The organism is Ruegeria sp. ABV3_008 (genome assembly GCF_056161185.1).
The window spans coordinates 128605-149174 of sequence record NZ_JBSWYP010000003.1 but is presented as its reverse complement, the minus strand read 5'-3'; the positions used below and the strand labels follow the sequence as shown (position 1 = coordinate 149174).

The following is a 20570-nucleotide window of genomic DNA, read 5'->3' as shown; positions in this document are numbered from 1 at the left end:
AGCGCCGCGGTCACAGGCGCCACTATGGATGTTTCCGACGCGTTGCACCAGCCATAACTTCGGTCTCAGGCTGAGGTCCGCGGTGGCCCTTTCGGCTTTGCAAGGCCTCATTGAACGGGCGAAACTCTCTGGCGCCGGGGACGTTCTCGAGCTTCTGGAAGCCAGGGTAGTCATGCGCGGTGTCGCAACCGGCCAGCTCCGGGCCACGTGTCTGACCTGGCAGCCAGCGCATCGGGACAATCACGGTCTTATTATGGTTGTCGTTCAGCAGGCCGCCCCAGTACCCGAAGCTGGAATTCGAGCTCACCTGGTGATCGCACTCCGAGATCAGCAGAAGGTCCAAGTGTCCAGCCTCGGTATTGTTGACATCGATGCAGCGCCATTCGATGTGTGGCGGCAGTTTCGGCGCCAGGTGACTGCGCACCCAGTCGATGTCGTCAGAGAAGAAGAAGACCTTCGCCTTATCCTGATCCGAGGCTGAGACGATATGATCGATGGCAGTTCTGTAGTAGTCCTCGCCAAGCATCGCCATGCCGATGCTTACGTAATCCCCGCGACGCACATGGACCGCGATCGACATGGGCGCCTTATGAATATCCGACAGTACATCGCGGTTGGCCTCGTTCAACTCAAGGTCCTTGAAGCGCAGTTCTGAAAGCACCTTGTCTTCGACGTCGGCCACGTACTTCCAGTGTTCTGCGTAACCATCGAAATACAGCGGCTGTGGGTGATCAAAGATGGCCGGGTCGTACCAGTAGGGCTTCGGATTGTTATAGTAGAAGTGTCGCTTGTAGAAATCGATCTCGTCCTGCGTGGCGGCGTCCATTTTGATATTTGGAAACAGCGTAGTCAGGGTAAACAGGCGGCGGCTCTTGTTGGAGCAATCCATGCCGTTGGTCTCGAACCACATCAGATCGTATTTGACGACCATCCCGAAGGCCTTTCGGAAACACTCGCCCAAGACGTACTTCGTGATCGCCGAGCAGAGCCCACCGTCAACCATGACAATAATCATCGGGTCTTCCCCGCGCGCGCGCAGGATCTCCTCTCCCTTCTGGCGAAGTGAACGGTTCTTTCGTTGAGCGACCAACGAATGCAAGGTTTTACGAAGACTACGAGGCGTCATGGGCTTATAGATATGACATTAGATATGCCATGACCATGCCAAAAAAAACGGCATTTTAGACCTGTGCCGTTCAGCGACGCCGCTATCCAGGCCTGCCTTACCTTGAAGGTTTTGTTTAGGATGCCGCTCCGGCCAATGATCGGGTTCGTGCAGAGTTTGTTGCGGCTGGTCGGTTTGGATTGGGCTGTCCAGACTACAGCACGCTATACCGAAGCCAGAAGACCCTGAATGACAGCATTCCGTATGGTGGAGGAGCGGGGCTATTGAACCTACTGATAGGCAGCACTGGCATCAAATCCGAGGGTGAGATAGTTCAAAGCAAGTTTCGCCGTAGGTTTGTGCTCGGAGCGAAAGCAACCGTTTTAGGGTCAGGACTCATAGCCAATAGATAGCGAGTGCTACGAGGGCGATTGCTGACAGGAAGACCTTCGGGCACCTGTCGTAGCGGGTTGCCACACGCCGCCAATCCTTCAACCTGCCGAACATGATCTCGATCCGGTTGCGCCGTTTGTAACGACGCGTTTTGTATTTAACCGGTTTCGTCCGCTGCTTCCGGCCAGGAATGCCGGCGCGTATCCCTTTGTCTTTCAACGCTTCCCAGAACCAATCGGCGTCATAGCCACGATCCCCGAGTAGGCAATCGACATCCGGCAGGCCGCTCAGGAGTACCCGCGCACCAATGTATTCGCTGACCTGATCGGCGGTGATGAACAGGTTGAGCGGACGTCCCCGGCTGTCGCAGATGGCATGCAACTTGGTGTTCATGCCGCCCTTGGTGCGACTGATCAGGCGTCCACGTCCCCTTTTTTGACGCCCGAACTGGCTGCGGTAAGGTGGGAATTCAGGTAGGTGGCATCGATCATCACAGTCTTCTCTTCACCGTGTTCGGCAGCAAGACCGGCCATCATCCGGGCGAAGATGCCTTTGTCGCTCCACCGCTTCCAACGGTTATAGAGCGTTTCCGAGGCTTACGCGACCCTACTGGGGCCACGATCCCCTTCAACAGTGTGGACCCTACGCCGAAGGGGCATCGCGCCATCTCTACCTATTGCGATTAATGAAGATAATGCCGCTCAACACACGTCGGTCATCAACGCGTGGTTTGCCGTGGGACTTGGGGAAGAAAGGTTCAAGTCGCGCCATCTGCGCATCCGTCAGCCAGAAAAGATCAGACATGGTCACCGCTCGATTTTCGAACCGCGAACCACGCAGCCAAGCGGAAATCAATGAATCCTGACCCTAGCGAGGCAAACGGCACAGCCAAGTCTGACAGTGTTGCAAGTCACCAAAAGCAAATACCGGCCAGATTGAAATCGCATCGTTTGTCCATCCAGCATAAAGTCATCCAGTTCTCCCCAAGGCACGTAACTAACCTACCCCAAACTGTTTCCCAGGCTCACCTTTCCACTCCTCGGTAGCGCGGAATTTTTTTGTTAATGCCATCATTTCGGCCATTTGGCCCAAATTCGTCTGCAAATCACATGCCGGTTTGGGCATGTGTTCCTATGTACTTTTTGAGTGCTGTAGGAAGGGGACTCCTATGAAGCAATTTGCATTTGCCGCTGCCGTACCTGCACCACCCTAAGCAACGACCGCCCAGGCGTGGGTTTTGGAGGACATAGTGTCTGCCGAAAATATGCCCGGAGTAGAGGTCGTAATCCAAGATGACGCTGACGGACGCTGTTGGAACATTATCGGAGAGGTGAAGACCTATGCGCAAGACAAACCGAGAGAGCTTGGCAACTCCATTTATTCTAGCGACGACGGTGCTGAAGATGGAAGGCAGATGGACTTCGACATCTTGGTCAACAGCGGGCGTGGTTCGGATGGTACTTGCTATGGAGCTGTTTCGATAAGATTGCTCGCACCGGCGGAGCTCGTATATTCAGAGGGTAGTGCTTTTGCTATCTTGGGTGAGCAAGGATATACATTCGTGAAGCGCGAGAATGCCAACGCACTCGTTCTGGACGTGATCAAACTATTGACGGATGAAATGATACCTGAGGCTTTGGCAGCTTCAGTTTCGCCCTCTCTGGGATTAGATCTCTGGCTCTCTGGGTACCGGATGCTTTGGTGGCCGAATCCCGTGTTGGTTCAACCACTCAAAGATCGCACCCCAATCATCCTGCAACGACGGAGCGCTGCGATATTCGCGTGTGCTCTCAAGCTTGCATTTGAGGTCAAAGGGAATTGTTCTGGGCCATTTGTTCATGAACAAATATTCTATTTTTGTTCTCATGCGAGTCAACGCAAGAATAATGAAGAATTGCCTCACATCGTACTTCAGATTTCATTAAACCTTGTGAAAATACTGCTCTCATTGTCAGATGCGTGACTTCAAAGCAGCAGACAATCACGCAGTATCGGGAGTGTAGTCTGGCCGAGGTTCCAGATTTTTTGTCGCCTAGCGATGGAGATGCGGGGGGATTAAAAGGGGGATTAAACTATGCTCACACAGTTCATATCATTGAAAATAAACATAAATTAAAATGAAAATGGTGCTGCTGGAGAGAATTGAACTCTCGACCTCTCCCTTACCAAGGGAGTGCTCTACCTCTGAGCTACAGCAGCATCGTGGGCGGGTGATTAGACTCAAACGAAACGCGGCGCAAGGGTGTCTGGACGGTTTTTTTCGCCTCCTGTAGAGAAAGACCATGGCAGACAAAGATACACCTAAAAAACACGGCAAATCCGGTGATGCGCGGGAAGAGCGGCTGAAAGCAGCACTCAAGGCCAACATGGCTCGGCGCAAGGCGCAGGCCAAGGCGCGGGCGGCCTCGGATGACAAAGCCGACAAGGATGAGGGATAAGAGCAGATGGATTCGATTCTGGTGACGGGCAACGGGCCGCTGAACGGTCAGATACCGATTGCGGGGGCCAAGAACGCGTGCCTGACGCTGATGCCTGCGACGCTTCTCAGCGAAGAACCGCTGACGCTGACCAACGCGCCACGCCTCAGCGATATCAAGACCATGACTGCGCTGCTGCAATCGCTGGGGGCCGAGGTGTCCGCGCTGCAGGATGGGCAGGTCATCGCGATGTCCAGCCATAACCTGACCAGCCAGACGGCGGATTATGACATCGTGCGCAAGATGCGGGCCTCAAATCTGGTGCTGGGGCCGTTGCTAGCGCGATTCGGTCAAGCGGTCGTGTCGCTGCCGGGCGGCTGTGCCATTGGCGCGCGTCCGATGGACTTGCATGTCGAAGGTCTGGAGGCTCTGGGGGCCGAAATCGAACTGAAAGACGGGTATCTGCATGCCAATGCTCCGGGCGGGCTGAAAGGCGCGGTGCACGAGATGCGCTTTGCCTCGGTCGGAGCGACCGAAAACATCGTCATGGCTGCAACCCTGGCCAAAGGCACCACTGTCCTGAAGAACGCCGCGCGCGAGCCCGAGATTGTCGATCTGGTGGAGTGTTTGCGCAAGATGGGCGCTCAGATCTCGGGCGAAGGGACATCGACGATCGAGATTCAGGGCGTCGACCGCCTACACGGTGCCACCCATCAGGTGGTGACAGACCGGATCGAATTGGGCACCTACATGCTGGCCCCTGCGATCTGCGGCGGCGAAGTAGAACTGCTGGGCGGGCGCATGTCGCTGGTCAGTTCCTTCGTGGAAAAACTCGAAGCCGCAGGCGTCAGCGTTTCGGAAACCGAAAAGGGCCTGAAAGTTGCGCGCAAGAATGGTCGCGTGCGGGCCGTGGACGTGGTCACCGAGCCTTTCCCCGGCTTCCCCACTGACCTGCAGGCGCAGATGATGGCGCTGATGTGTACGGCCGAAGGGACCTCGGTTCTGGAGGAGCGCATTTTCGAAAATCGCTTCATGCACGCGCCGGAGCTGACGCGCATGGGTGCGCAGATCGAGGTGCATGGCGGGACGGCCACGGTCACAGGAGTTGAGCAGCTGAAAGGCGCACCGGTTATGGCCACAGATCTGCGGGCTTCGGTCTCGTTGATACTGGCGGGTCTGGCGGCAGAAGGCGAAACAACTGTCAGCCGGGTCTATCATCTGGACCGCGGATATGAGCATGTGGTGCGCAAGCTGGAAGGCGTGGGTGCCAAAATCGAACGGATCAAGGGCGAATGACAGACGCAAGTTTTGAAGACGGCCGCGAGACGCCGCTGAATCTGGGTGCCGAAGACGGCGATGATCTGCAGGTGATCTCATCGCTTGCGCAGGATGCGGTGTTCCCGGTGACCGAGATGAAGTGGCAACCCTCGCAGCGCCGTTTCGGGCTGTTGCTGAACCGCTTTAGGTGGGAGGACAAGGATGCCGCCACTCGCCGCGATCGTCCGTTTGAGCGCGTGCAGTCGGTTCTGGTGTTCGACTCGGTGCTATCCGTCGCCAGTCAGGGCATCGACCGCCGCGACACGGATATGGTGATGTCCTTGCTCTCGGTCGATTTCGAGGCGGGCGAGGACGGCGCGGGACAGATCCTGTTGACCCTTGCGGGTGACGGCGCGATCCGTCTGACGGTCGAGGCAATTGAAGCCACCCTGAAAGACGTGACGCGCCCCTATAGCGCCCCCTCGGGCCAGGCACCGCATCATCCAGAATAAACGCGGCATATCGCAGGCCTTCTCTGGACCCGCCTCGGGTCTGGAGCTGCGCCGTGCGACCGTGTTTGATGTGTTCCAGATCAGCCAGGTGCTGATCCGCTCTATCACCCATCTCTGCGCGGCGGATCACCACAAAGACCCCGAACTTGTGGCGCTGTGGACATCCAATAAAGACCCGCAGACCGTTCGCGGCTGGATACAAAGCGGCTCGGGTATCTGGGTGGCTGAGCTTGACGGACAGATCGTGGCCGTCGGAGGGCTGCGCCACGGCTCGATGATCTCACTGCTTTATGTCGATCCCGGACATGTGCGGCGTGGAATCGGGCGGGCCCTTTTGGCCCGACTGGAGCAGGAGCTGGCGGATCAAGGCTGCGCACAGGCCTATCTTGATGCCACCCACACAGCACGGGCCTTCTACCTCAGATATGGCTGGGTTTCGGCGGGCGATGTGGAAGAGTGGCAAGGGATGACCCAATTCCCCCTGCGCAAATCGCTGCACCCGGCCGAGAAGGGTTGAGACCAACCCTTGCGGGCGATATGTCCCCGTGAAACGCTCCGGAGTGCCAGATCATGCCCGTTTTCCTCGACACCACCTCGCCCGAGTTTGAGGCCGCCTTTCAAACGCTGCTATCGGCCAAGCGCGAAGACAGCCCGGATGTGGATGCGGTGGTGGCCGGGATCATCGAGGATGTCCGCAGCCGTGGCGATGCGGCGGTGATCGAGCTGACCGCAAAATTCGACCGTCTGGAACTGACGCCCGAGACACTGGCCTTTTCGGCTGACGAAATTGCGGAAGCCGTCGCACAGGTGAGCCCGGAAGACCGCGCCGCTTTGGAACTGGCGGCAGAGCGCATCCGCGCTTACCACGAAAAGCAGATGCCCGAGGATCACCAGTGGACCGATGAAGCCGGCGCAACGCTGGGCTGGCGCTGGTCGGCTGTCTCGGCGGCGGGTCTTTACGTGCCGGGCGGATTGGCGTCCTACCCGTCATCCGTTCTGATGAACGCAATCCCCGCCAAGGTGGCAGGGGTCGAGCGGCTGGCCGTCGTCGTGCCCACACCCGACGGGCAGGCAAACCCGCTGGTCCTGCTGGCCGCGCAACTGTCCGGTGTGGATGAGATCTACCGTATCGGTGGCGCGCAGGCCGTTGCCGCGCTGGCCTATGGCACCGACAGCATTGCACCGGTCGACAAGATCACTGGCCCGGGCAACGCCTTTGTCGCCGCAGCCAAACGCCGGGTGTTCGGCAAGGTCGGAATCGACATGATCGCAGGCCCCTCGGAGATCCTCGTAATTGCCGACAAGGACAATGAGCCCGACTGGATCGCGCTGGACCTGCTCAGCCAGGCCGAACATGATGAAAGCGCGCAGTCGATCCTGATCACAGACGATGCCGGGTTCGGACAGGCCGTGGCGCTGGCCGTCGAAAAACGACTTGAGACCTTACAGCGCCGCGCCATCGCCGGAGCCAGCTGGCGCGACTTTGGTGCGATCATCACCGTGCGCGATCTGAATGAGGCCGCCGCGCTTTCGAACCGCATCGCGCCGGAGCATTTGGAACTCTGCGTGGCCGACCCGGTGAATCTTAGCGAAAAGACCATCCACGCAGGCGCGATTTTCCTTGGGCAATACACTCCGGAAGCCATCGGAGACTATGTCGGCGGCCCCAACCATGTGCTGCCAACGGCACGCTCGGCGCGGTTCTCATCCGGCCTCAACGTGATGGATTTCCTAAAGCGTACAACCCTCAGCCAGATGACCCCCGAAGCGCTGCGCGCGATCGGCCCCGCGGCAGAGACATTGGCGCAATCGGAAAGCCTTGAGGCGCATGGTTTGTCCGTCACCGCACGTCTGAACCGGCTGAACGGCTGATAGGGCGCAAAGATCGCCAGCTTGAGGCGTTTCTGTGCGTTGCCCATTGAAATCCATTGTTATAGGTCTGAGCAGACGTGAAGGATTGTGACCGTTATAATGACCCGTATCTCGCAAATCGAACTGGATGACCGGAACCTGCCCCCGCCGACCCCTGAGATCGAGCAGGAGCGTAAGGTCGCCATCTATGATCTGCTTGAGGAGAACAGCTTTGACCTGCCTCAGCGGGCTGATCGCGCAATTCCCGACGGCCCCTATCACCTACAGCTTTCGATCCGCGACAAACGTCTGGTCTTTGATATCAGCACCGAAGAAAGCCAGAAAGCGGCTGAATTCCACCTGTCCCTCGGGCCGTTCCGGCAGGTGGTGAAAGACTATTTCCAGATCTGCCAAAGCTATTTCGACGCGGTCAAATCTCTGCCTCCCAGCCAGATCGAAACCATCGACATGGCCCGGCGCGGCATTCACAACGAAGGCAGCCGGGTTCTGCAGGAACGGCTGGAAGGCAAGGCCGACGTAGACACCGACACCGCCCGGCGCCTGTTCACGCTGATCTGCGTTCTACATTTCGGAGGCTAACGGGTGACGCCTCTGCCGCAGTCCATTCTGTTCTGTTGCGACCACAACTCGGTTCGGTCTCCGATGGCCGAAGGCATCATGAAAAAGTTCTACGGCACCGGCACCTATGTACAGTCCGCTGGCGTCCGCAACGATCTGGACATTGACGGCTTCTGTATCGCGGTCTGTCAGGAAATGGGCGTTGAACTGTCCCGCCACCGCACACGATCCTTTGACGAGATGCAGGAATGGGGCGACGACCTCAGCTCGTTCGATCTGATCGTCGCTTTGTCCCCGGCCAGTCAGCGCAAAGCGCTGGAGCTTACCCGGATTTTCCACCTCGATGTCGATTATTGGCCAATAATGGACCCTACCGGGATGGGCGAGACACGGGAATCAAAGCTACATCACTACCGACAGACCCGCGATCAGATCATAAATCATCTGAAAGACCGCTGGGGCGAACCAACGGAGTGACTGATGAACCAGACCGTGAAGACCTATTTCGACGCCTTCAACGCCGGTGATGTCGATGGCATGCTGGCCTGTCTGTCCGATGACGTGGCCCATCATGTGAACGAAGGCCAGATCCGCGTCGGCAAAGAGAAATTCGCAGCTTTCTGCGCCCATATGAACCGCTGCTACGAAGAGAACCTGACCGATATCGTGGTGTTCGATGCCGAAGGTGGCACCCGCGCTGCGGCCGAGTTTATCGTCAACGGCACCTATCTGGAGACGGACGAGGGCCTGCCCGAGGCGCATGGCCAGACCTACCGCCTGCCTGCAGGCTCGTTCTTTGACCTGCATGACGGCAAGATCACCCGCGTCACCACCTTCTACAACCTTGCGGACTGGACCAAACAGGTCTCGAATGGCTGAGGTTACATCCGTCCGTCCCCTGACCGGAGCGGCTCTTGAAGCCGCTCTGGACGACGTCGCGCGCCTGCGGATCGAGGTGTTTCGGGCCTGGCCTTACCTCTATGATGGCGACCTCGAATACGAGCGCAGCTACCTGCAATCCTATCGCAACAGCGACAAGGCCATCGTTGTCGGCGCCTTCGACAATGACCGCCTGATCGGAGCCTCGACGGGCGCGCCTGTGACCGACCACGCTGACGATTTTGCCGCCGCGTTTCAAGGAACGGGTCTGGACCTGTCACAGATCTTCTACTGTGCCGAATCCGTCCTTTTGTCCGACTACCGAGGCCAAGGCGTCGGTCACAAATTCTTCGACCAACGCGAGGCCCACGCCCACGCTCAGGGTTTCACCAAATGTGCCTTCTGCAGCGTCCAACGCCCGGCAGATCACCCCATGCGGCCTGCAACCTATCGCCCACTTGATACGTTCTGGAAATCCCGCGGCTACGAGCCATTACCTGGCGCGATCGCCCAATTCTCGTGGAAAGATGTCGGGGACGAGGGCGAGACGCTCAAGCCATTGCAGTTTTGGATCCGGGATTTGTGAGTATGAGCCTTGCCGGCAGTCTCCGGTGCCATACCCAATCAACGAAGGCTTGAGCTGCAGCCACATTCTGAGGAAGTCTTGAAAGACAAGCGAGGCAAAGTTTTCAAGCTCAGCGCCTTCGACTGATCAAACCGTATTTGACGGCCCAGCCGCGGAGAGACCCGGTTTTGCGCTTTTTCGGGACCACACTGTCTTTGCTCTGGGCGCCGCCTTTGCGGTTGAACTCATACACGTCAATGACACGTTCAGCGCAGCCGCAGGCCTCGCCCATGCCGACCTTGGCGAAATAGAACTTCTCGAAGCTTTCCGGTTTTTGCATGGTGTCCTCCGGGTTCGATTAAACCACATGGGCCTGAGACCTCCAATTCACTTTGTCGTCGTTTCATCAGACCGAAAGGTTGGGCCTGTACACGCCCAGCCATCGTCACTTAGTGTCCCGACAAATCAGTATCGAAGGACAGATCGATGAGAGTCGCCACCGCCGCCTACGACCTCGATTGGCTCGACAGTTGGGCGCAGTATGAGGACAAGTTGAACGCATGGGTGGCGCGGGCCGCCGGGAACGGAGCCGAGTTACTGGTCTTTCCCGAATACGGCGCCATGGAACTTTCGACACTGGACGGGGCCGACGTGGCAGGCGATCTGGAGCAGTCGATTCAGGCAGTCTCGGACCGGATGGACGAGGTGCAAAACCTGCACCAGCGCTTGGCGAAGGAATACAAGGCCTACATCCTAGGGGCTTCGGCCCCAGTCGCAACAGGTGCAGGGCGTCCGGTGAACCGGGCGGAACTTTATGCGCCGGATGGCCGTCAGGACCATCAGGACAAGCAGATCATGACCCGGTTCGAGCGCGAACAATGGGACATCGCCCCCGGCGGCCCTCTTAAACTGTTCGACACGGCATTGGGCAAGATCGGCGTATTGATCTGCTATGACAGCGAATTCCCCCTGCTAGGCCGCGCCTTGAGCGATGCGGATCTAATCCTTGTCCCCTCCTGTACCGAAGCGCTGGCCGGATATTGGCGCGTGCGCATCGGGGCGATGTCGCGTGCCTTGGAAAATCAATGCGTTACGGTCATGGCGTCCTTGGTGGGGAACAATGACTGGTCCGAGGCCGTGGATATGAACACCGGCACAGGCGGCATTTTTGGCCCGCCTGACAAGGGCTTTCCACAGACGGGCGTTCTGGCCGAAGGTGTGTTGAACCAACCGGGCTGGACCTATGCCGATATCGACCTGAGCGCCATCGCCGATGTCCGCGCCGACGGGCATGTCCTGAATCGCACCCACTGGGACGAGCAATCCCCCCGAGTCGAATCTGTCACATTCTCCGCGCTTTAATGATTCCGCCCTTGAAATAAGGGAAAAATAGGCTCATTTAAGCGCACATCCTCGCAGATTCTGCGAGTGCAACGTAATGATGGAGACAACATGGCCAAGGAAGATACGCTCGAATTTCCCGGTGTCGTGAAGGAACTCCTGCCTAATGCGACGTTTCGGGTCGAGCTGGAAAACGGCCATGAGATCATCGCACATACGGCAGGCAAGATGCGCAAGAACCGCATCCGTGTTCTGGCCGGCGACAAAGTTCAGGTCGAGATGACCCCTTACGATCTGACCAAAGGTCGGATCAACTACCGCTTCAAGTAACGCCCTACCTCATGGCGTTTATCCTCGGATCGGGCAGCCCAAGGCGGCTGGACCTGCTGGCGCAGCTTGGCGTGCAGCCCGATGCCGTGCGCCCTCCTGACATTGACGAAACACCTTTGAAGAGCGAGCTTCCGGTTCCCTATTGCAGCCGTATTGCACGCGAAAAAGCGCAGGCAGTTCAGGCAGATAGCGCGGATATCGTCCTGTGTGCTGATACCACGGTGGCGCTGGGACGACGCATTCTGGGCAAACCCGAAAACGCAGGCGAAGCGGCCGAGTTTCTGCATGCTCTGTCCGGGCGTCGGCACCGGGTTGTGACCTCGGTCGCGGTGCGCTGCGGAGGTCGGGTTTTGCAGCGTGACGTGGTCTCTCAGGTCAAGATGAAACGCTTGTCGGATGTCGAGGTGAACGCCTATCTTGCGACAGATGACTGGCAAGGCAAGGCGGGTGGCTATGCCATCCAAGGTCCGGCCGGGGCGTTCATTCCATGGATTTCCGGATCGTTCACCGGCATCGTGGGCCTGCCCTTGTCCGAGACCGCCGCACTTTTGCAGGCAATCGGCTACCCATTGTACAGAGAGGCGCCATGAAAGGCCGCACAATCGTTCTGGACCATATCGAGGGCCGCGAAGCAGCCGCGCTGATGGTCGACGGAAAGCTCGACGATTTTCTGATCGCCGGAGACGCACCGCCCCCCGGCACGATCTACCGTGCCCGTGCAGATCGCCCGGTCAAAGGCCAAGGCGGCATGTTCCTCACCACCCCGGACGGGCCCGCCTTTCTGCGCCAAGTTAAGGGCCTTGCACCCGGAGCGCTTCTGCTGGTGCAGGTGACAGGTTTTGCTGAACCGGGCAAAGCCATTCCGGTCACCGACCGCGTTCTGTTCAAAAGCCGCTATGCGATTGTCACACCCGAAGCTCCGGGCCTGAACATCTCGCGCAGCATCAAGGACGAGGATGAGCGCGACCGCCTGCTGGAAATCGCCCACGAGGTCATGGGTGACAGCGCCTACGGCCTGATTCTGCGGTCATGCTGCGTTGGTGCGGGTGCGGATGACATTGCCGAAGACATCGGCGCCATGCTGACGCAGGCCGATCAAGTCCTGAACGATCCGGGCACCGAGCCTGAAACCTTGGCCGAGGGCGACGGCCCTCATATCCTGGCCTGGCGAGACTGGACCGACCCTGCGGATGTCGTGACCGAGGCCGGAGGCTTCGAACATCACGGTGTTCTGGACGCTCTGGACATTGCCCGCGGCATTGCCGAGCCTCTGCCGGGCGGAGGGCATCTATACATCGAACCCACTCGCGCGCTTATTGCAGTGGATGTGAATACCGGCGCCGACACTTCGCTGGCAGCCGGTACAAAAGCCAATTTCGCCTGCGCCAAGACCCTTCCACGGGCCCTTAGGGTTCGTGGTCTGGGCGGGCAAATCACTATCGACATGGCTCCGATGCCCAAGAAAGACCGTCGTGGTCTGGAGCAAGCCCTACGTGCCGCGTTCAAGGCGGACGGGATCGAAACAACACTCGCAGGTTGGACACCGCTGGGCCATTTCGAGCTGCAACGCAAACGTGGGCGCATCCCTTTGAGTGAGGTGCTGGAATGACTTGCCCGATCTGTCAGGAAAAGACGGTTTCCAAATACCGCCCGTTCTGTTCCAAACGCTGTGCGGATCTGGATCTGGCAAAGTGGCTGAACGGATCGTACGCCGTGCCCTCGCAGCGCGAAGAGGATATCGAAGACGCTATTTCCGAACCCGAAGACATCCCCCGCCGTCCACACTGAAAAAATGTCAAAAAGCCTCTGGACACTGCTTGGTGCAAGTCATAGAAGGCCTCCACCCAATGGCTATTGCCATTCCCGTGCCCGGGTAGCTCAGGGGTAGAGCAGTGGATTGAAAATCCTCGTGTCGGTGGTTCGATTCCGCCCCCGGGCACCATTCCCAACAGGTAAGCTACTGTTTCCCTTCAGCTTTAACTGGAGCTGACCAAGGGCGTAGTACATGCTGGAGAACAAAACCATTCCCTTCTCATTTGTTAAAGCAGGGGTCTTCTGCTTCACACGGCGGGACCCGAAGGACCTCGATTATCACTATACCACCGGAAAAACATCTTTCTCGCTGCGAACAAGGTTAGAAACGGTCGCGAAGTCCCGAGCGCAATGAACCGCTCAGCAAAAGTATGATCACTGGTATCACCCAAGTTTCCAAGACGTAGACCTACCAGGTCTGAGGATGACCGCCCTCCCTTGATGAGACGAGATTAGATCTAATCAGATCGACTAAACCTTCGACTCTATGATTTGTTGTATTCCAAACATCGGGGATGCTTACCCTATGGACCGATGATGACCGCGGCGCCCAGTATTCTGCGGCTAGTGTTTTCAGGTGTGACTGGCGACGAAATCCAAACCGATATCAAGACAGGGTGCGCTGTGGGTGATCCAGCCCATTGAAATCAGATCGACCCCGGTTTCCGCCACCGCGCGCACGGTGTCGGGTGTAATCCCGCCAGAGGCTTCGGCAATGGCTCTCCCATCAATCATACGCACTGACTCGCGCAATGTGGCCGGGCTCATGTTGTCGAGCAGCACGGCATCGGCGCCGATTTCCAAGACCTGCTCCAACTGCGCGAGCGTATCGACCTCGATCTCGATCTTGACCATATGACCGATCGTTTGTTTCGCGCTGGTCAGGGCCGGGCCGACGCCTCCGGCAATGGCGATGTGGTTGTCCTTGATGAGCACCGCGTCGCTTAGGGAATAGCGGTGATTCATGCCTCCGCCAGCGCGTACGGCATATTTTTCCAGCGCGCGCAGACCCGGGCTTGTCTTGCGGGTGCAGGCGATCGAGACATGCGTGCCTTCGACACGGCGCACCAGATCAGCGGTTACACTTGCGATGCCTGAGAGATGACCCATGAAATTGAGCGCGGTCCGCTCAGCGATCAACAGGCTGCGGGACGGCCCTTGGAAAGTTGCGATCGGCGCGCCGCGCGAAACCGAGTCTCCGTCGTTCACATGGCGGGTCATAGTGATGGCGGGATCAACCAAGGCGCAGGCCAGCTCGGCACAGTCCAGACCGGCGATGCAACCGGGTTGACGGGCGCTCGCGACGACTTCGGATCGGTGATCTGGCGGAATGACGGCGGCAGAAGTGACATCGCCCGCCAGGCCGAGATCTTCATCCAGAGCGCGCCGGATCATCGGCTCAAACATCGTGCGCGGCAACGGGGTTAGGGGCATGGCGGTCATGGATCAGGCTGTCCTCAGCTGGGGTTCTTGGTCGACCGAACCCGCATGCGACAGGATTTCGGTCAGGTTCATCAGGGTTGATCGCGGATTAGTCTCTGGCTCAGGGAAGTCGCTACGATAGTGCCCGCCGCAGGAGCCTCGGCGCTTTTCGGCGAAGACTGCGATTGCAAGCGCCACGAGGGCCGGGTCCGAGGCAGGCCCGCACGACCGAACCAGCGGCAACAGGTTCGAGATCGCGTTCCGCAGCCCAGCGCCATGGCGGATCACACCCAGATGCTGCGACATTATCGGCCGGACAGCGCCGGGATCGGGATCAGGCAACGCAGCGGGGTTGGGGACAAAAGCCCGGTCTCGCATCTTGCTGGCCGCGACATCGCTGGCGGCGCGGCGCGCCATCACAACCGCCTCGAGCAGAGAATTGCTGGCAAGGCGATTGGCCCCGTGCAAACCGGTCGCCGCACATTCACCGATCGCCCAAAACCCGGGCAACGTACTCTGGCCGGTCTGGTTAACGGCAACGCCACCCATGTGATAGTGCGCAGCCGGACGAATTGGAATCGGGTCACGTGCGGGGTCGATGCCATGCGCTGCGCATAGGGCCTGAATGCCGGGAAAACGTTCAGCAAAGCTCGCGCCCAGCGCAGCGCGGGCGTCAAGAAACGTGCGCCCGCCGCCTGTGATGACCTGATGCACGGCGCGGGCCACCACGTCCCGCGGGGCCAGTTCGGCATCCACGTTATGCGCCATGAACCGCTTGCCTTTCTGGTCGATCAGAGTTGCCCCCTCGCCCCGCACCGCCTCGCTGATCAGGGCCAAGGGTGCTTGGGAGGTGGCCAGCGCGGTCGGGTGAAATTGTACGAATTCCATATCGCGCAGAGCTGCGCCTGCACGTGCGGCCATCACCAGCCCTTGCCCGAAATTGCCGGATGGGTTGGTGCTGGCGTCGAACAGACCCCCGCAGCCACCTGTCGCCATGATGACCTGAGCGGTTCGCAATACGGCCGCTTGACCCATCGCTTGCAGATGAACTCCGGCAACGCACCCGTCGGCGGTCACAATACGCCGGGCTTCGACGCCCGTGAGGCAGGTGATTGAGGGGCAATTCTGCACGGCGCGGGTCAGAGCGGACATGATATCGGCCCCGGTTCGGTCGCCGCCGATATGCAGAATACGGCGATGGGAATGCGCGGCCTCGCGCGCCAGGGCAAATGTGCCATCCTGCGCCCTGTCGAAGTGAATGCCGTATCGCTCAAGCACAGCGATCGCCTCTGCGGCCTCTGCAAGAATGCCCGAGGCGACAGTTGCATCACACAGCCCATCTCCGGCCCGCAGCGTATCAGCCAGATGCCGGGCAGGATCGTCATCAGCACCCAGCGCCGCTGCAATCCCGCCTTGCGCCCAGGCACTTGAGCATTCCTGCCCCAGCCCGGCGCGAGTGATCAGCACCACAGGCTGCGGCGCCAGTTCCAGAGCGGCCACCAGCCCAGCGATACCGCCACCGATGATGGCGATCCGGTCATGGAGCCCCTCGAGCCGGATCATTTCACGGCCAGCATCCGCTCGACCGAACGGCGCGCATCGTCAGCGATGGCCGGATCGACGGTGACTTCGTGGCGACCCAATTCCAGCGCTTTGCGAATATTACCCAAACTGATGCGCTTCATATGCGGGCACAAATTGCACGGGCGCACGAATTCCACGTCTGGGTGATTCAACGCCACATTGTCGCTCATGGAGCATTCGGTCAGCAGACAAACCCTTGCAGGTTTCTTTTCGCCGACGAAGTCCGACATCACAGCGGTAGAGCCTGAGAAATCCGCCTCGGCCACGACCTCGGGCGGACATTCCGGGTGGGCCAACACCGTGACGCCCGGCCACGCCTCGCGCATCGCCCGAATGTCGTCCGGGGTGAACAGCTCATGCACCTCGCAATGCCCGTGCCAGGCGATCAGTTCGACATCGGTCTCTTTGGCGACGTTCTTGGCAAGGTACTCATCCGGTATCATCAACACACGCGGCACCCCGAGGGACTCCACCACTTTCACCGCGTTGCCCGAGGTGCAGCAGATATCTGAGGCAGCCTTCACCGCAGCCGATGTGTTGACATAGGTGATCACCGGCACACCCGGATGGGCTTCGCGCAACAGTGCGATATCTTCGGGCGTGATGGAATCCGCCAGCGAACATCCTGCCCCCATATCGGGGATCAACACGGTCTTCTCAGGGTTCAGCAGCTTGGCGGTTTCGGCCATGAAGTGCACGCCCGCCAGTACGATGACATCGGCGTCGACCTCAACTGCTTCGCGCGCAAGAGCAAGGCTATCGCCTACGATATCGGCCACGCCGTGAAAGATCTCGGGCGTTTGGTAATTGTGCGCTAGGATGACGGCATTCTTCTGCTGCTTCAGGTCGAGAATAGCTTCCAGATCCTCTTCGTACTGCATCCATTCGGCTGGCGGAATGACTTGCTTAACCCGATCGTACAACTCTGGCAGGCGGAAATCTTTCATTGGCTCCTCCATTTATACTCGATTCGAGTACATTCGAGCCGTGATTATTCTCGATTCGAGATTATGTCAAGTGCAACTCAGGATTTGGACAGAGGCAGCCTTGCGCCCGACAGCATGCGGGCCTCAAGAATAGCAGGTCGATATCGGAACAGACGCGCCGGGCGGCCGCCGGTGCCGCTCGAGATTTCGCCTGTTTCTTCAACCAGTTCCTGCTGGTCGATCTGGCGGCGGAAATTGGGTTTGTGCAAATGCAGACCCGACAGCGCCTCGACCGTGCGCTGCAATTGAAGCAGGGTAAAGCTCTCAGGCATCAGCTCGAACACGACCGGAGAATATTTGATCTTGGCCCGCAACCGCGAAATGCCAGTGGCAAGGATGCGGCGGTTGTCCCCCGCCATGGGCAGGCCAAACTCGGGCACGTCGACCAGACCGGCCTCATACATTAGCTCATAGCGCTGCAGAACCAGTTCCTCGTTCCACGTCTTTCCGTTCAGACCGAACAGATAATCGACACGCTGTGCCTTGAGCGGGTCCACCCCCGCCCAAGCCGTTAGGCGATCGGCGATGCGCGGCACTTCTTCGGGGATGCTGTCGCGATGATCTTCCCACGGGAAGTACCGGTACCAACTTCGCCAGGACGGGCGCCCTGCCCCGGCTGCATCCTGTTCGCGCACCAGCCCTAGATAGCTGATCGAGATCCGCTGCGAGGTTTCTACATCCCCAGACCGAGGATCGCGATCCCTGTCCGCAAAGGTATAAAGCTGTTCGAGATACCCCACGGGATGGCCGGTCTGGGCTTCAATCCAAGCACGCAGGCTGCTCTGTAGGCTGCGATGAGAAGATTCGAACGGCCCCGATGGCAGCGCCTCACCGCCCCGCAAGGTCATGACACGCGGCTGGTTGTCGGTCACGGCGACAAGGATTGCGATCAGTTCGGCAGGGGCTAGTCCGCTGGGCAAGAAGATACCTGTGTATTGCGCAATGCCAATCATTGACATCGTGTTTGATTTCTAACCCAGATTTCAAACCTTTGCTTGAGGAAAATGCCATAGTGCCAACACCGACCTCAAAATCAGGTTTTCGCCGTTGATTGAAGGCATTTCCGGCATTTGCAGTGGCGACCCCGGCAGGATTCGAACCTGCAACCTGCCCCTTAGGAGGGGGCTGCTCTATCCAGTTGAGCCACGGGGCCGTGCAAAGCCCTCTCTACCTTTGTTTTTTCGGCTTGTCATGGGGTTTACTGTGGGTTTGCTGTAGGCGTGCTGAACAGTTGTAAACTGCACGGTGTTTACGCTAGCATCAGATAAAACAACAACGCAGGTGCCTTCCGTGAACACAGAAACAAAACGCCCGCTTACCCTCCGCGATGTCTCTGAGGCTTCTGGGGTATCCGAGATGACGGTCAGCCGGGTCCTGCGCAATCGGGGCGATGTGTCGGATGCGACGCGCACCCGCGTTTTGGCCGCTGCGAAGGAACTGGGCTATGTGCCCAACAAGATCGCAGGCGCGCTGGCCTCTAGCCGGGTCAATCTGGTGGCGGTCATCATACCATCCCTGTCCAACATGGTCTTTCCCGAGGTTCTGACCGGCATCAATCAAGTGCTGGAAGACACCGATCTGCAGCCTGTGGTCGGCGTCACCGACTACCTGCCCGAGAAAGAGGAAAAGGTGCTGTATGAGATGCTCTCCTGGCGACCCTCGGGGGTGATCATTGCCGGGCTCGAGCATACAGACGCGGCGCGGGCGATGCTGGATTCGGCGGGAATTCCAGTGGTCGAAATCATGGATACCGACGGCAAACCGGTTGATGCGATGGTCGGGATCTCTCATCGTCGCGCCGGGCGCGAAATGGCGCAGGCGATCCTGAAAGCGGGCTATGAACATATCGGCTTCATGGGCACCAAGATGCCGTTGGACCACCGAGCGCGGAAGCGCTTCGAAGGCTTTACCGAGGTTATGGGCAAGCACGGGATCGAGATCGAGGATCGGGAATTCTATTCGGGCGGCTCGGCTCTGGCCAAGGGGCGCGAGATGACGCAAGCAATGCTGGAACGCTCGCCAGATCTGGATTTTCTGTATTATTCTAATGATATGATTGGCGCTGGGGGACTGTTGTACCTGCTAGAGCAGGGCATCGACATTCCCGGTCAGATCGGCTTGGCGGGTTTCAACAATGTCGAACTTCTGCAGGGCCTGCCCCGCAAACTGGCGACGATGGATGCCTGCCGACTTGAGATCGGACAGCAAGCGGCCAAGATCATCGCCACGCAGCTTGACGATCCAAATGCCGAGATCGAGACCCGCGTGACTCTGACCCCCAAGGTCAACTTTGGGGATACGCTGAAACGGCGCTGATATCGTGGCGCTGAAACGGCTGGACAACCGCACGGCGCGGGCGATCTTCATGGATCGCCACGCGCTGGCCGAATCTCCTTCGGGCGGCTCTAAGGGCACCGATCTGCTGGATCTGATCCAGAGGCTGGGCTTCGTTCAACTCGACAGCATCAATACCGTGGCGCGCGCGCATGACATGATCCTGTTTTCGCGTAGGCCCAGCTATCGCAGCGGGAACCTCAAGCGTTTGTATGAGCGGGACCGGGCGCTGTTCGAACACTGGACCCACGATGCCGCCGTCATTCCGATGGAGTATTACGCGCATTGGCATCTGCGGTTCCAGCGCGATGCAGATCTGCTAAAATCGCGGTGGAAAAACTGGCGCCGTGACGGGTTTGAGCAGCAGTTCGAAACGGTTCTGAGCCATATCCGCGATCATGGGCCAGTGTCCTCGTCCGACGTGGGGAAGGATGAAAAGAAGGGCTCTGGCGGGTGGTGGGATTGGCACCCGTCCAAGACCGCGCTTGAGTATCTGTGGCGCTCGGGCGCGCTGACCGTTGTCGGGCGGGAGGGGTTTCAGAAACGCTATGATCTGACCGAACGGGTTATCGAAACGCATCTCTGCCCCGGTCAGCGACCCTATGACGCCGAGGCGACGGTTGATTGGCTTTGCAATGCGGCGCTGGACCGGCTTGGCTTTGCCACTTCGGGTGAGCTGGCCGCGTTTTGGGATACCGTTAGCGCGGCTGAGGCTAAGGCCTGGTGCGCCCAAGGGTTGCAATCAGGCGCACTAGAGGAGGTCGAGGTCGCTTGCGTCGACGGACGCCTTCGCAAACTGTTTACCCGCCCCGATCTGACCGATGGCTTGAGCGATCTGCCCGCACCAACAGGCCGCATCCGAGTTCTCAGCCCATTCGATCCGATGCTGCGTGACCGGAACCGGGCCGAGCGGCTGTTCGGTTTTCACTACCGGATCGAAGTTTTCGTGCCCGAGGCCAAGCGGACCTACGGTTACTATGTTTTCCCGCTTCTGGAAGGCGACAAGCTGATTGGCCGGATCGACATGAAAGCCCATCGCGACGAAGGCGTTCTGCGCGTCACATCCCTCTGGCCGGAGCGCGCGATACGCTGGTCGGATGCGCGCACGCGACGGCTGCAATCCGAGTTGGACAGGGTGCGCCGATTTACCGGTCTCGATACGGTCGAATTTGCCAATGACTGGCTGAAAGAGCCTAAATAGAC

The 20570-nt window shown here is 58.9% G+C and carries 24 protein-coding genes, 3 tRNA genes and 2 pseudogenes; 20 read left to right on the top strand and 9 right to left on the bottom strand.

The genetic code is table 11. From position 1 onward, the window contains the following. Nucleotides 1–22: 22 nt before the first annotated feature. Nucleotides 23–1126 (bottom strand): alpha-1,2-fucosyltransferase, encoded by a 1104-nt coding sequence (locus ACXAH8_RS07295; RefSeq protein ID WP_475217231.1) that lies wholly within the window; start codon nucleotides 1124–1126, stop codon nucleotides 23–25. A 57-nt stretch (nucleotides 1127–1183) separates the two neighbouring features. Between ACXAH8_RS07295 and ACXAH8_RS07290 the strand changes: the two are divergent. Continuing rightward, a pseudogene (locus ACXAH8_RS07290) lies at nucleotides 1184–1434 on the top strand (transposase); the annotation flags it as partial. 67 nt (nucleotides 1435–1501) lie between these two features. On the opposite strand, the pseudogene ACXAH8_RS07285 reads toward ACXAH8_RS07290, so the two are convergent. Continuing rightward, a pseudogene (locus tag ACXAH8_RS07285) lies at nucleotides 1502–2302 on the bottom strand (IS5 family transposase). A gap of 445 nt (nucleotides 2303–2747) precedes the next feature. On the opposite strand from ACXAH8_RS07285, the gene ACXAH8_RS07280 reads away from it, so the two are divergent. Then, nucleotides 2748–3461, top strand: a complete 714-nt coding sequence (locus ACXAH8_RS07280; protein ID WP_475217229.1) for a hypothetical protein — start codon at nucleotides 2748–2750, stop codon at nucleotides 3459–3461. A gap of 161 nt (nucleotides 3462–3622) precedes the next feature. Here the strand turns inward: ACXAH8_RS07280 and ACXAH8_RS07275 are convergent. Next, nucleotides 3623–3697: transfer RNA gene (locus ACXAH8_RS07275), tRNA-Thr, on the bottom strand. Nucleotides 3698–3780: 83 nt separating this feature from the next. Here ACXAH8_RS07275 and ACXAH8_RS07270 point away from each other — a divergent pair. The 9 genes from ACXAH8_RS07270 to ACXAH8_RS07230 all read left to right on the top strand — a co-directional run bounded on the left by ACXAH8_RS07270 (nucleotide 3781) and on the right by ACXAH8_RS07230 (nucleotide 9579). Continuing rightward, on the top strand, nucleotides 3781–3936 hold the full coding sequence (locus ACXAH8_RS07270; protein WP_170379886.1) for a hypothetical protein: 156 nt from the start codon (nucleotides 3781–3783) through the stop codon (nucleotides 3934–3936). A gap of 6 nt (nucleotides 3937–3942) precedes the next feature. Beyond that, complete coding sequence (gene murA, locus ACXAH8_RS07265; protein ID WP_475217227.1) at nucleotides 3943–5211, top strand: UDP-N-acetylglucosamine 1-carboxyvinyltransferase; 1269 nt, start codon at nucleotides 3943–3945, stop codon at nucleotides 5209–5211. Further along, nucleotides 5208–5684: a DUF2948 family protein gene (locus ACXAH8_RS07260; RefSeq protein ID WP_475217225.1), complete on the top strand. Its 477-nt coding sequence runs from the start codon at nucleotides 5208–5210 to the stop codon at nucleotides 5682–5684. Before murA ends, ACXAH8_RS07260 begins: the two co-directional genes overlap by 4 nt. Before the next feature lie 61 nt (nucleotides 5685–5745). Next, complete coding sequence (locus tag ACXAH8_RS07255; protein ID WP_475217223.1) at nucleotides 5746–6201, top strand: GNAT family N-acetyltransferase; 456 nt, start codon at nucleotides 5746–5748, stop codon at nucleotides 6199–6201. Nucleotides 6202–6254: 53 nt separating this feature from the next. Beyond that, nucleotides 6255–7556, top strand: a complete 1302-nt coding sequence (hisD, locus tag ACXAH8_RS07250) for a histidinol dehydrogenase (protein ID WP_475217221.1) — start codon at nucleotides 6255–6257, stop codon at nucleotides 7554–7556. Nucleotides 7557–7655: 99 nt separating this feature from the next. Beyond that, on the top strand, nucleotides 7656–8135 hold the full coding sequence (locus ACXAH8_RS07245) for a UPF0262 family protein (protein WP_475217219.1): 480 nt from the start codon (nucleotides 7656–7658) through the stop codon (nucleotides 8133–8135). A 3-nt stretch (nucleotides 8136–8138) separates the two neighbouring features. Then, nucleotides 8139–8591, top strand: coding sequence for an arsenate-mycothiol transferase ArsC (locus tag ACXAH8_RS07240; RefSeq protein ID WP_475217218.1), 453 nt, complete (start codon nucleotides 8139–8141; stop codon nucleotides 8589–8591). Between the two features lie 3 nt (nucleotides 8592–8594). After that, the gene (locus ACXAH8_RS07235; RefSeq protein WP_475217216.1) at nucleotides 8595–8993 is read left to right on the top strand and encodes a ketosteroid isomerase-related protein; all 399 of its coding nucleotides are present in this window, start codon (nucleotides 8595–8597) and stop codon (nucleotides 8991–8993) included. Next, nucleotides 8986–9579 carry a GNAT family N-acetyltransferase gene (locus ACXAH8_RS07230; protein WP_475217214.1) on the top strand — a complete coding sequence of 198 codons (594 nt, stop codon included), beginning with the start codon at nucleotides 8986–8988 and terminating at the stop codon, nucleotides 9577–9579. The genes ACXAH8_RS07235 and ACXAH8_RS07230 overlap by 8 nt, the downstream gene beginning before the upstream one ends. A gap of 109 nt (nucleotides 9580–9688) precedes the next feature. On the opposite strand, the gene ACXAH8_RS07225 is transcribed toward ACXAH8_RS07230, so the two are convergent. Further along, on the bottom strand, nucleotides 9689–9898 hold the full coding sequence (locus ACXAH8_RS07225) for a hypothetical protein (protein ID WP_475217212.1): 210 nt from the start codon (nucleotides 9896–9898) through the stop codon (nucleotides 9689–9691). A 146-nt stretch (nucleotides 9899–10044) separates the two neighbouring features. On the opposite strand from ACXAH8_RS07225, the gene ACXAH8_RS07220 reads away from it, so the two are divergent. The 7 genes from ACXAH8_RS07220 to ACXAH8_RS07190 all read left to right on the top strand — a co-directional run bounded on the left by ACXAH8_RS07220 (nucleotide 10045) and on the right by ACXAH8_RS07190 (nucleotide 13396). Further along, the gene (locus ACXAH8_RS07220) at nucleotides 10045–10920 is read left to right on the top strand and encodes a carbon-nitrogen hydrolase family protein (RefSeq protein ID WP_170720700.1); all 876 of its coding nucleotides are present in this window, start codon (nucleotides 10045–10047) and stop codon (nucleotides 10918–10920) included. Between the two features lie 90 nt (nucleotides 10921–11010). Further along, a complete protein-coding gene (gene infA, locus ACXAH8_RS07215) occupies nucleotides 11011–11229 on the top strand; it encodes a translation initiation factor IF-1 (protein WP_005978431.1) in 219 nt (72 codons plus the stop codon). 11 nt (nucleotides 11230–11240) lie between these two features. Continuing rightward, nucleotides 11241–11819, top strand: a complete 579-nt coding sequence (locus ACXAH8_RS07210) for a Maf family protein (protein WP_475217210.1) — start codon at nucleotides 11241–11243, stop codon at nucleotides 11817–11819. After that, nucleotides 11816–12838 carry a ribonuclease E/G gene (locus ACXAH8_RS07205; RefSeq protein WP_475217208.1) on the top strand — a complete coding sequence of 341 codons (1023 nt, stop codon included), beginning with the start codon at nucleotides 11816–11818 and terminating at the stop codon, nucleotides 12836–12838. Before ACXAH8_RS07210 ends, ACXAH8_RS07205 begins: the two co-directional genes overlap by 4 nt. Beyond that, the gene (locus tag ACXAH8_RS07200) at nucleotides 12835–13017 is read left to right on the top strand and encodes a DNA gyrase inhibitor YacG (RefSeq protein ID WP_170462961.1); all 183 of its coding nucleotides are present in this window, start codon (nucleotides 12835–12837) and stop codon (nucleotides 13015–13017) included. The genes ACXAH8_RS07205 and ACXAH8_RS07200 overlap by 4 nt, the downstream gene beginning before the upstream one ends. Before the next feature lie 79 nt (nucleotides 13018–13096). After that, nucleotides 13097–13171 (top strand) — tRNA-Phe (locus tag ACXAH8_RS07195). Nucleotides 13172–13234: 63 nt separating this feature from the next. Next, nucleotides 13235–13396, top strand: a complete 162-nt coding sequence (locus tag ACXAH8_RS07190) for a DUF6538 domain-containing protein (RefSeq protein ID WP_475217206.1) — start codon at nucleotides 13235–13237, stop codon at nucleotides 13394–13396. A 218-nt stretch (nucleotides 13397–13614) separates the two neighbouring features. Here ACXAH8_RS07190 and nadC read toward each other — a convergent pair whose 3' ends face one another. From nadC to ACXAH8_RS07165, 5 genes are all read right to left on the bottom strand, one after another. Beyond that, the gene (gene nadC, locus ACXAH8_RS07185; RefSeq protein ID WP_475217205.1) at nucleotides 13615–14484 is read right to left on the bottom strand and encodes a carboxylating nicotinate-nucleotide diphosphorylase; all 870 of its coding nucleotides are present in this window, start codon (nucleotides 14482–14484) and stop codon (nucleotides 13615–13617) included. Nucleotides 14485–14487: 3 nt separating this feature from the next. Further along, nucleotides 14488–16026 carry an L-aspartate oxidase gene (locus ACXAH8_RS07180; RefSeq protein ID WP_475217203.1) on the bottom strand — a complete coding sequence of 513 codons (1539 nt, stop codon included), beginning with the start codon at nucleotides 16024–16026 and terminating at the stop codon, nucleotides 14488–14490. Continuing rightward, nucleotides 16023–16994: a quinolinate synthase NadA gene (gene nadA / locus ACXAH8_RS07175; protein WP_475217202.1), complete on the bottom strand. Its 972-nt coding sequence runs from the start codon at nucleotides 16992–16994 to the stop codon at nucleotides 16023–16025. The genes ACXAH8_RS07180 and nadA overlap by 4 nt, the downstream gene beginning before the upstream one ends. Before the next feature lie 77 nt (nucleotides 16995–17071). Beyond that, nucleotides 17072–17986 (bottom strand): NUDIX hydrolase, encoded by a 915-nt coding sequence (locus ACXAH8_RS07170; protein WP_475217201.1) that lies wholly within the window; start codon nucleotides 17984–17986, stop codon nucleotides 17072–17074. Between the two features lie 123 nt (nucleotides 17987–18109). After that, a tRNA-Arg gene (locus ACXAH8_RS07165) sits at nucleotides 18110–18186 on the bottom strand. Nucleotides 18187–18323: 137 nt separating this feature from the next. Here ACXAH8_RS07165 and ACXAH8_RS07160 point away from each other — a divergent pair. Both ACXAH8_RS07160 and ACXAH8_RS07155 read left to right on the top strand, forming a co-directional pair. Next, nucleotides 18324–19349 carry a LacI family DNA-binding transcriptional regulator gene (locus ACXAH8_RS07160; RefSeq protein WP_170380279.1) on the top strand — a complete coding sequence of 342 codons (1026 nt, stop codon included), beginning with the start codon at nucleotides 18324–18326 and terminating at the stop codon, nucleotides 19347–19349. Between the two features lie 4 nt (nucleotides 19350–19353). Next, nucleotides 19354–20568, top strand: a complete 1215-nt coding sequence (locus ACXAH8_RS07155) for a winged helix-turn-helix domain-containing protein (RefSeq protein WP_475217199.1) — start codon at nucleotides 19354–19356, stop codon at nucleotides 20566–20568. The last annotated feature ends 2 nt before the right edge of the window (nucleotides 20569–20570 follow it).

Bases quoted from the DNA above. Each gene is read 5' to 3' on its own strand.
- ACXAH8_RS07225 (WP_475217212.1), bottom strand. From the start codon at position 9,898: ATGCAAAAACCGGAAAGCTTCGAGAAGTTCTATTTCGCCAAGGTCGGC.
- nadA (WP_475217202.1), bottom strand. From the start codon at position 16,994: ATGAAAGATTTCCGCCTGCCAGAGTTGTACGATCGGGTTAAGCAAGTC.
- murA (WP_475217227.1), top strand. From the start codon at position 3,943: ATGGATTCGATTCTGGTGACGGGCAACGGGCCGCTGAACGGTCAGATA.
- ACXAH8_RS07190 (WP_475217206.1), top strand. From the start codon at position 13,235: ATGCTGGAGAACAAAACCATTCCCTTCTCATTTGTTAAAGCAGGGGTC.
- ACXAH8_RS07170 (WP_475217201.1), bottom strand. From the start codon at position 17,986: ATGATTGGCATTGCGCAATACACAGGTATCTTCTTGCCCAGCGGACTA.
- ACXAH8_RS07295 (WP_475217231.1), bottom strand. From the start codon at position 1,126: ATGACGCCTCGTAGTCTTCGTAAAACCTTGCATTCGTTGGTCGCTCAA.
- ACXAH8_RS07180 (WP_475217203.1), bottom strand. From the start codon at position 16,026: ATGATCCGGCTCGAGGGGCTCCATGACCGGATCGCCATCATCGGTGGC.
- ACXAH8_RS07230 (WP_475217214.1), top strand. From the start codon at position 8,986: ATGGCTGAGGTTACATCCGTCCGTCCCCTGACCGGAGCGGCTCTTGAA.
- nadC (WP_475217205.1), bottom strand. From the start codon at position 14,484: ATGACCGCCATGCCCCTAACCCCGTTGCCGCGCACGATGTTTGAGCCG.
- infA (WP_005978431.1), top strand. From the start codon at position 11,011: ATGGCCAAGGAAGATACGCTCGAATTTCCCGGTGTCGTGAAGGAACTC.
- ACXAH8_RS07205 (WP_475217208.1), top strand. From the start codon at position 11,816: ATGAAAGGCCGCACAATCGTTCTGGACCATATCGAGGGCCGCGAAGCA.
- ACXAH8_RS07235 (WP_475217216.1), top strand. From the start codon at position 8,595: ATGAACCAGACCGTGAAGACCTATTTCGACGCCTTCAACGCCGGTGAT.
- ACXAH8_RS07260 (WP_475217225.1), top strand. From the start codon at position 5,208: ATGACAGACGCAAGTTTTGAAGACGGCCGCGAGACGCCGCTGAATCTG.
- ACXAH8_RS07210 (WP_475217210.1), top strand. From the start codon at position 11,241: ATGGCGTTTATCCTCGGATCGGGCAGCCCAAGGCGGCTGGACCTGCTG.
- ACXAH8_RS07220 (WP_170720700.1), top strand. From the start codon at position 10,045: ATGAGAGTCGCCACCGCCGCCTACGACCTCGATTGGCTCGACAGTTGG.
- ACXAH8_RS07245 (WP_475217219.1), top strand. From the start codon at position 7,656: ATGACCCGTATCTCGCAAATCGAACTGGATGACCGGAACCTGCCCCCG.
- hisD (WP_475217221.1), top strand. From the start codon at position 6,255: ATGCCCGTTTTCCTCGACACCACCTCGCCCGAGTTTGAGGCCGCCTTT.
- ACXAH8_RS07270 (WP_170379886.1), top strand. From the start codon at position 3,781: ATGGCAGACAAAGATACACCTAAAAAACACGGCAAATCCGGTGATGCG.
- ACXAH8_RS07200 (WP_170462961.1), top strand. From the start codon at position 12,835: ATGACTTGCCCGATCTGTCAGGAAAAGACGGTTTCCAAATACCGCCCG.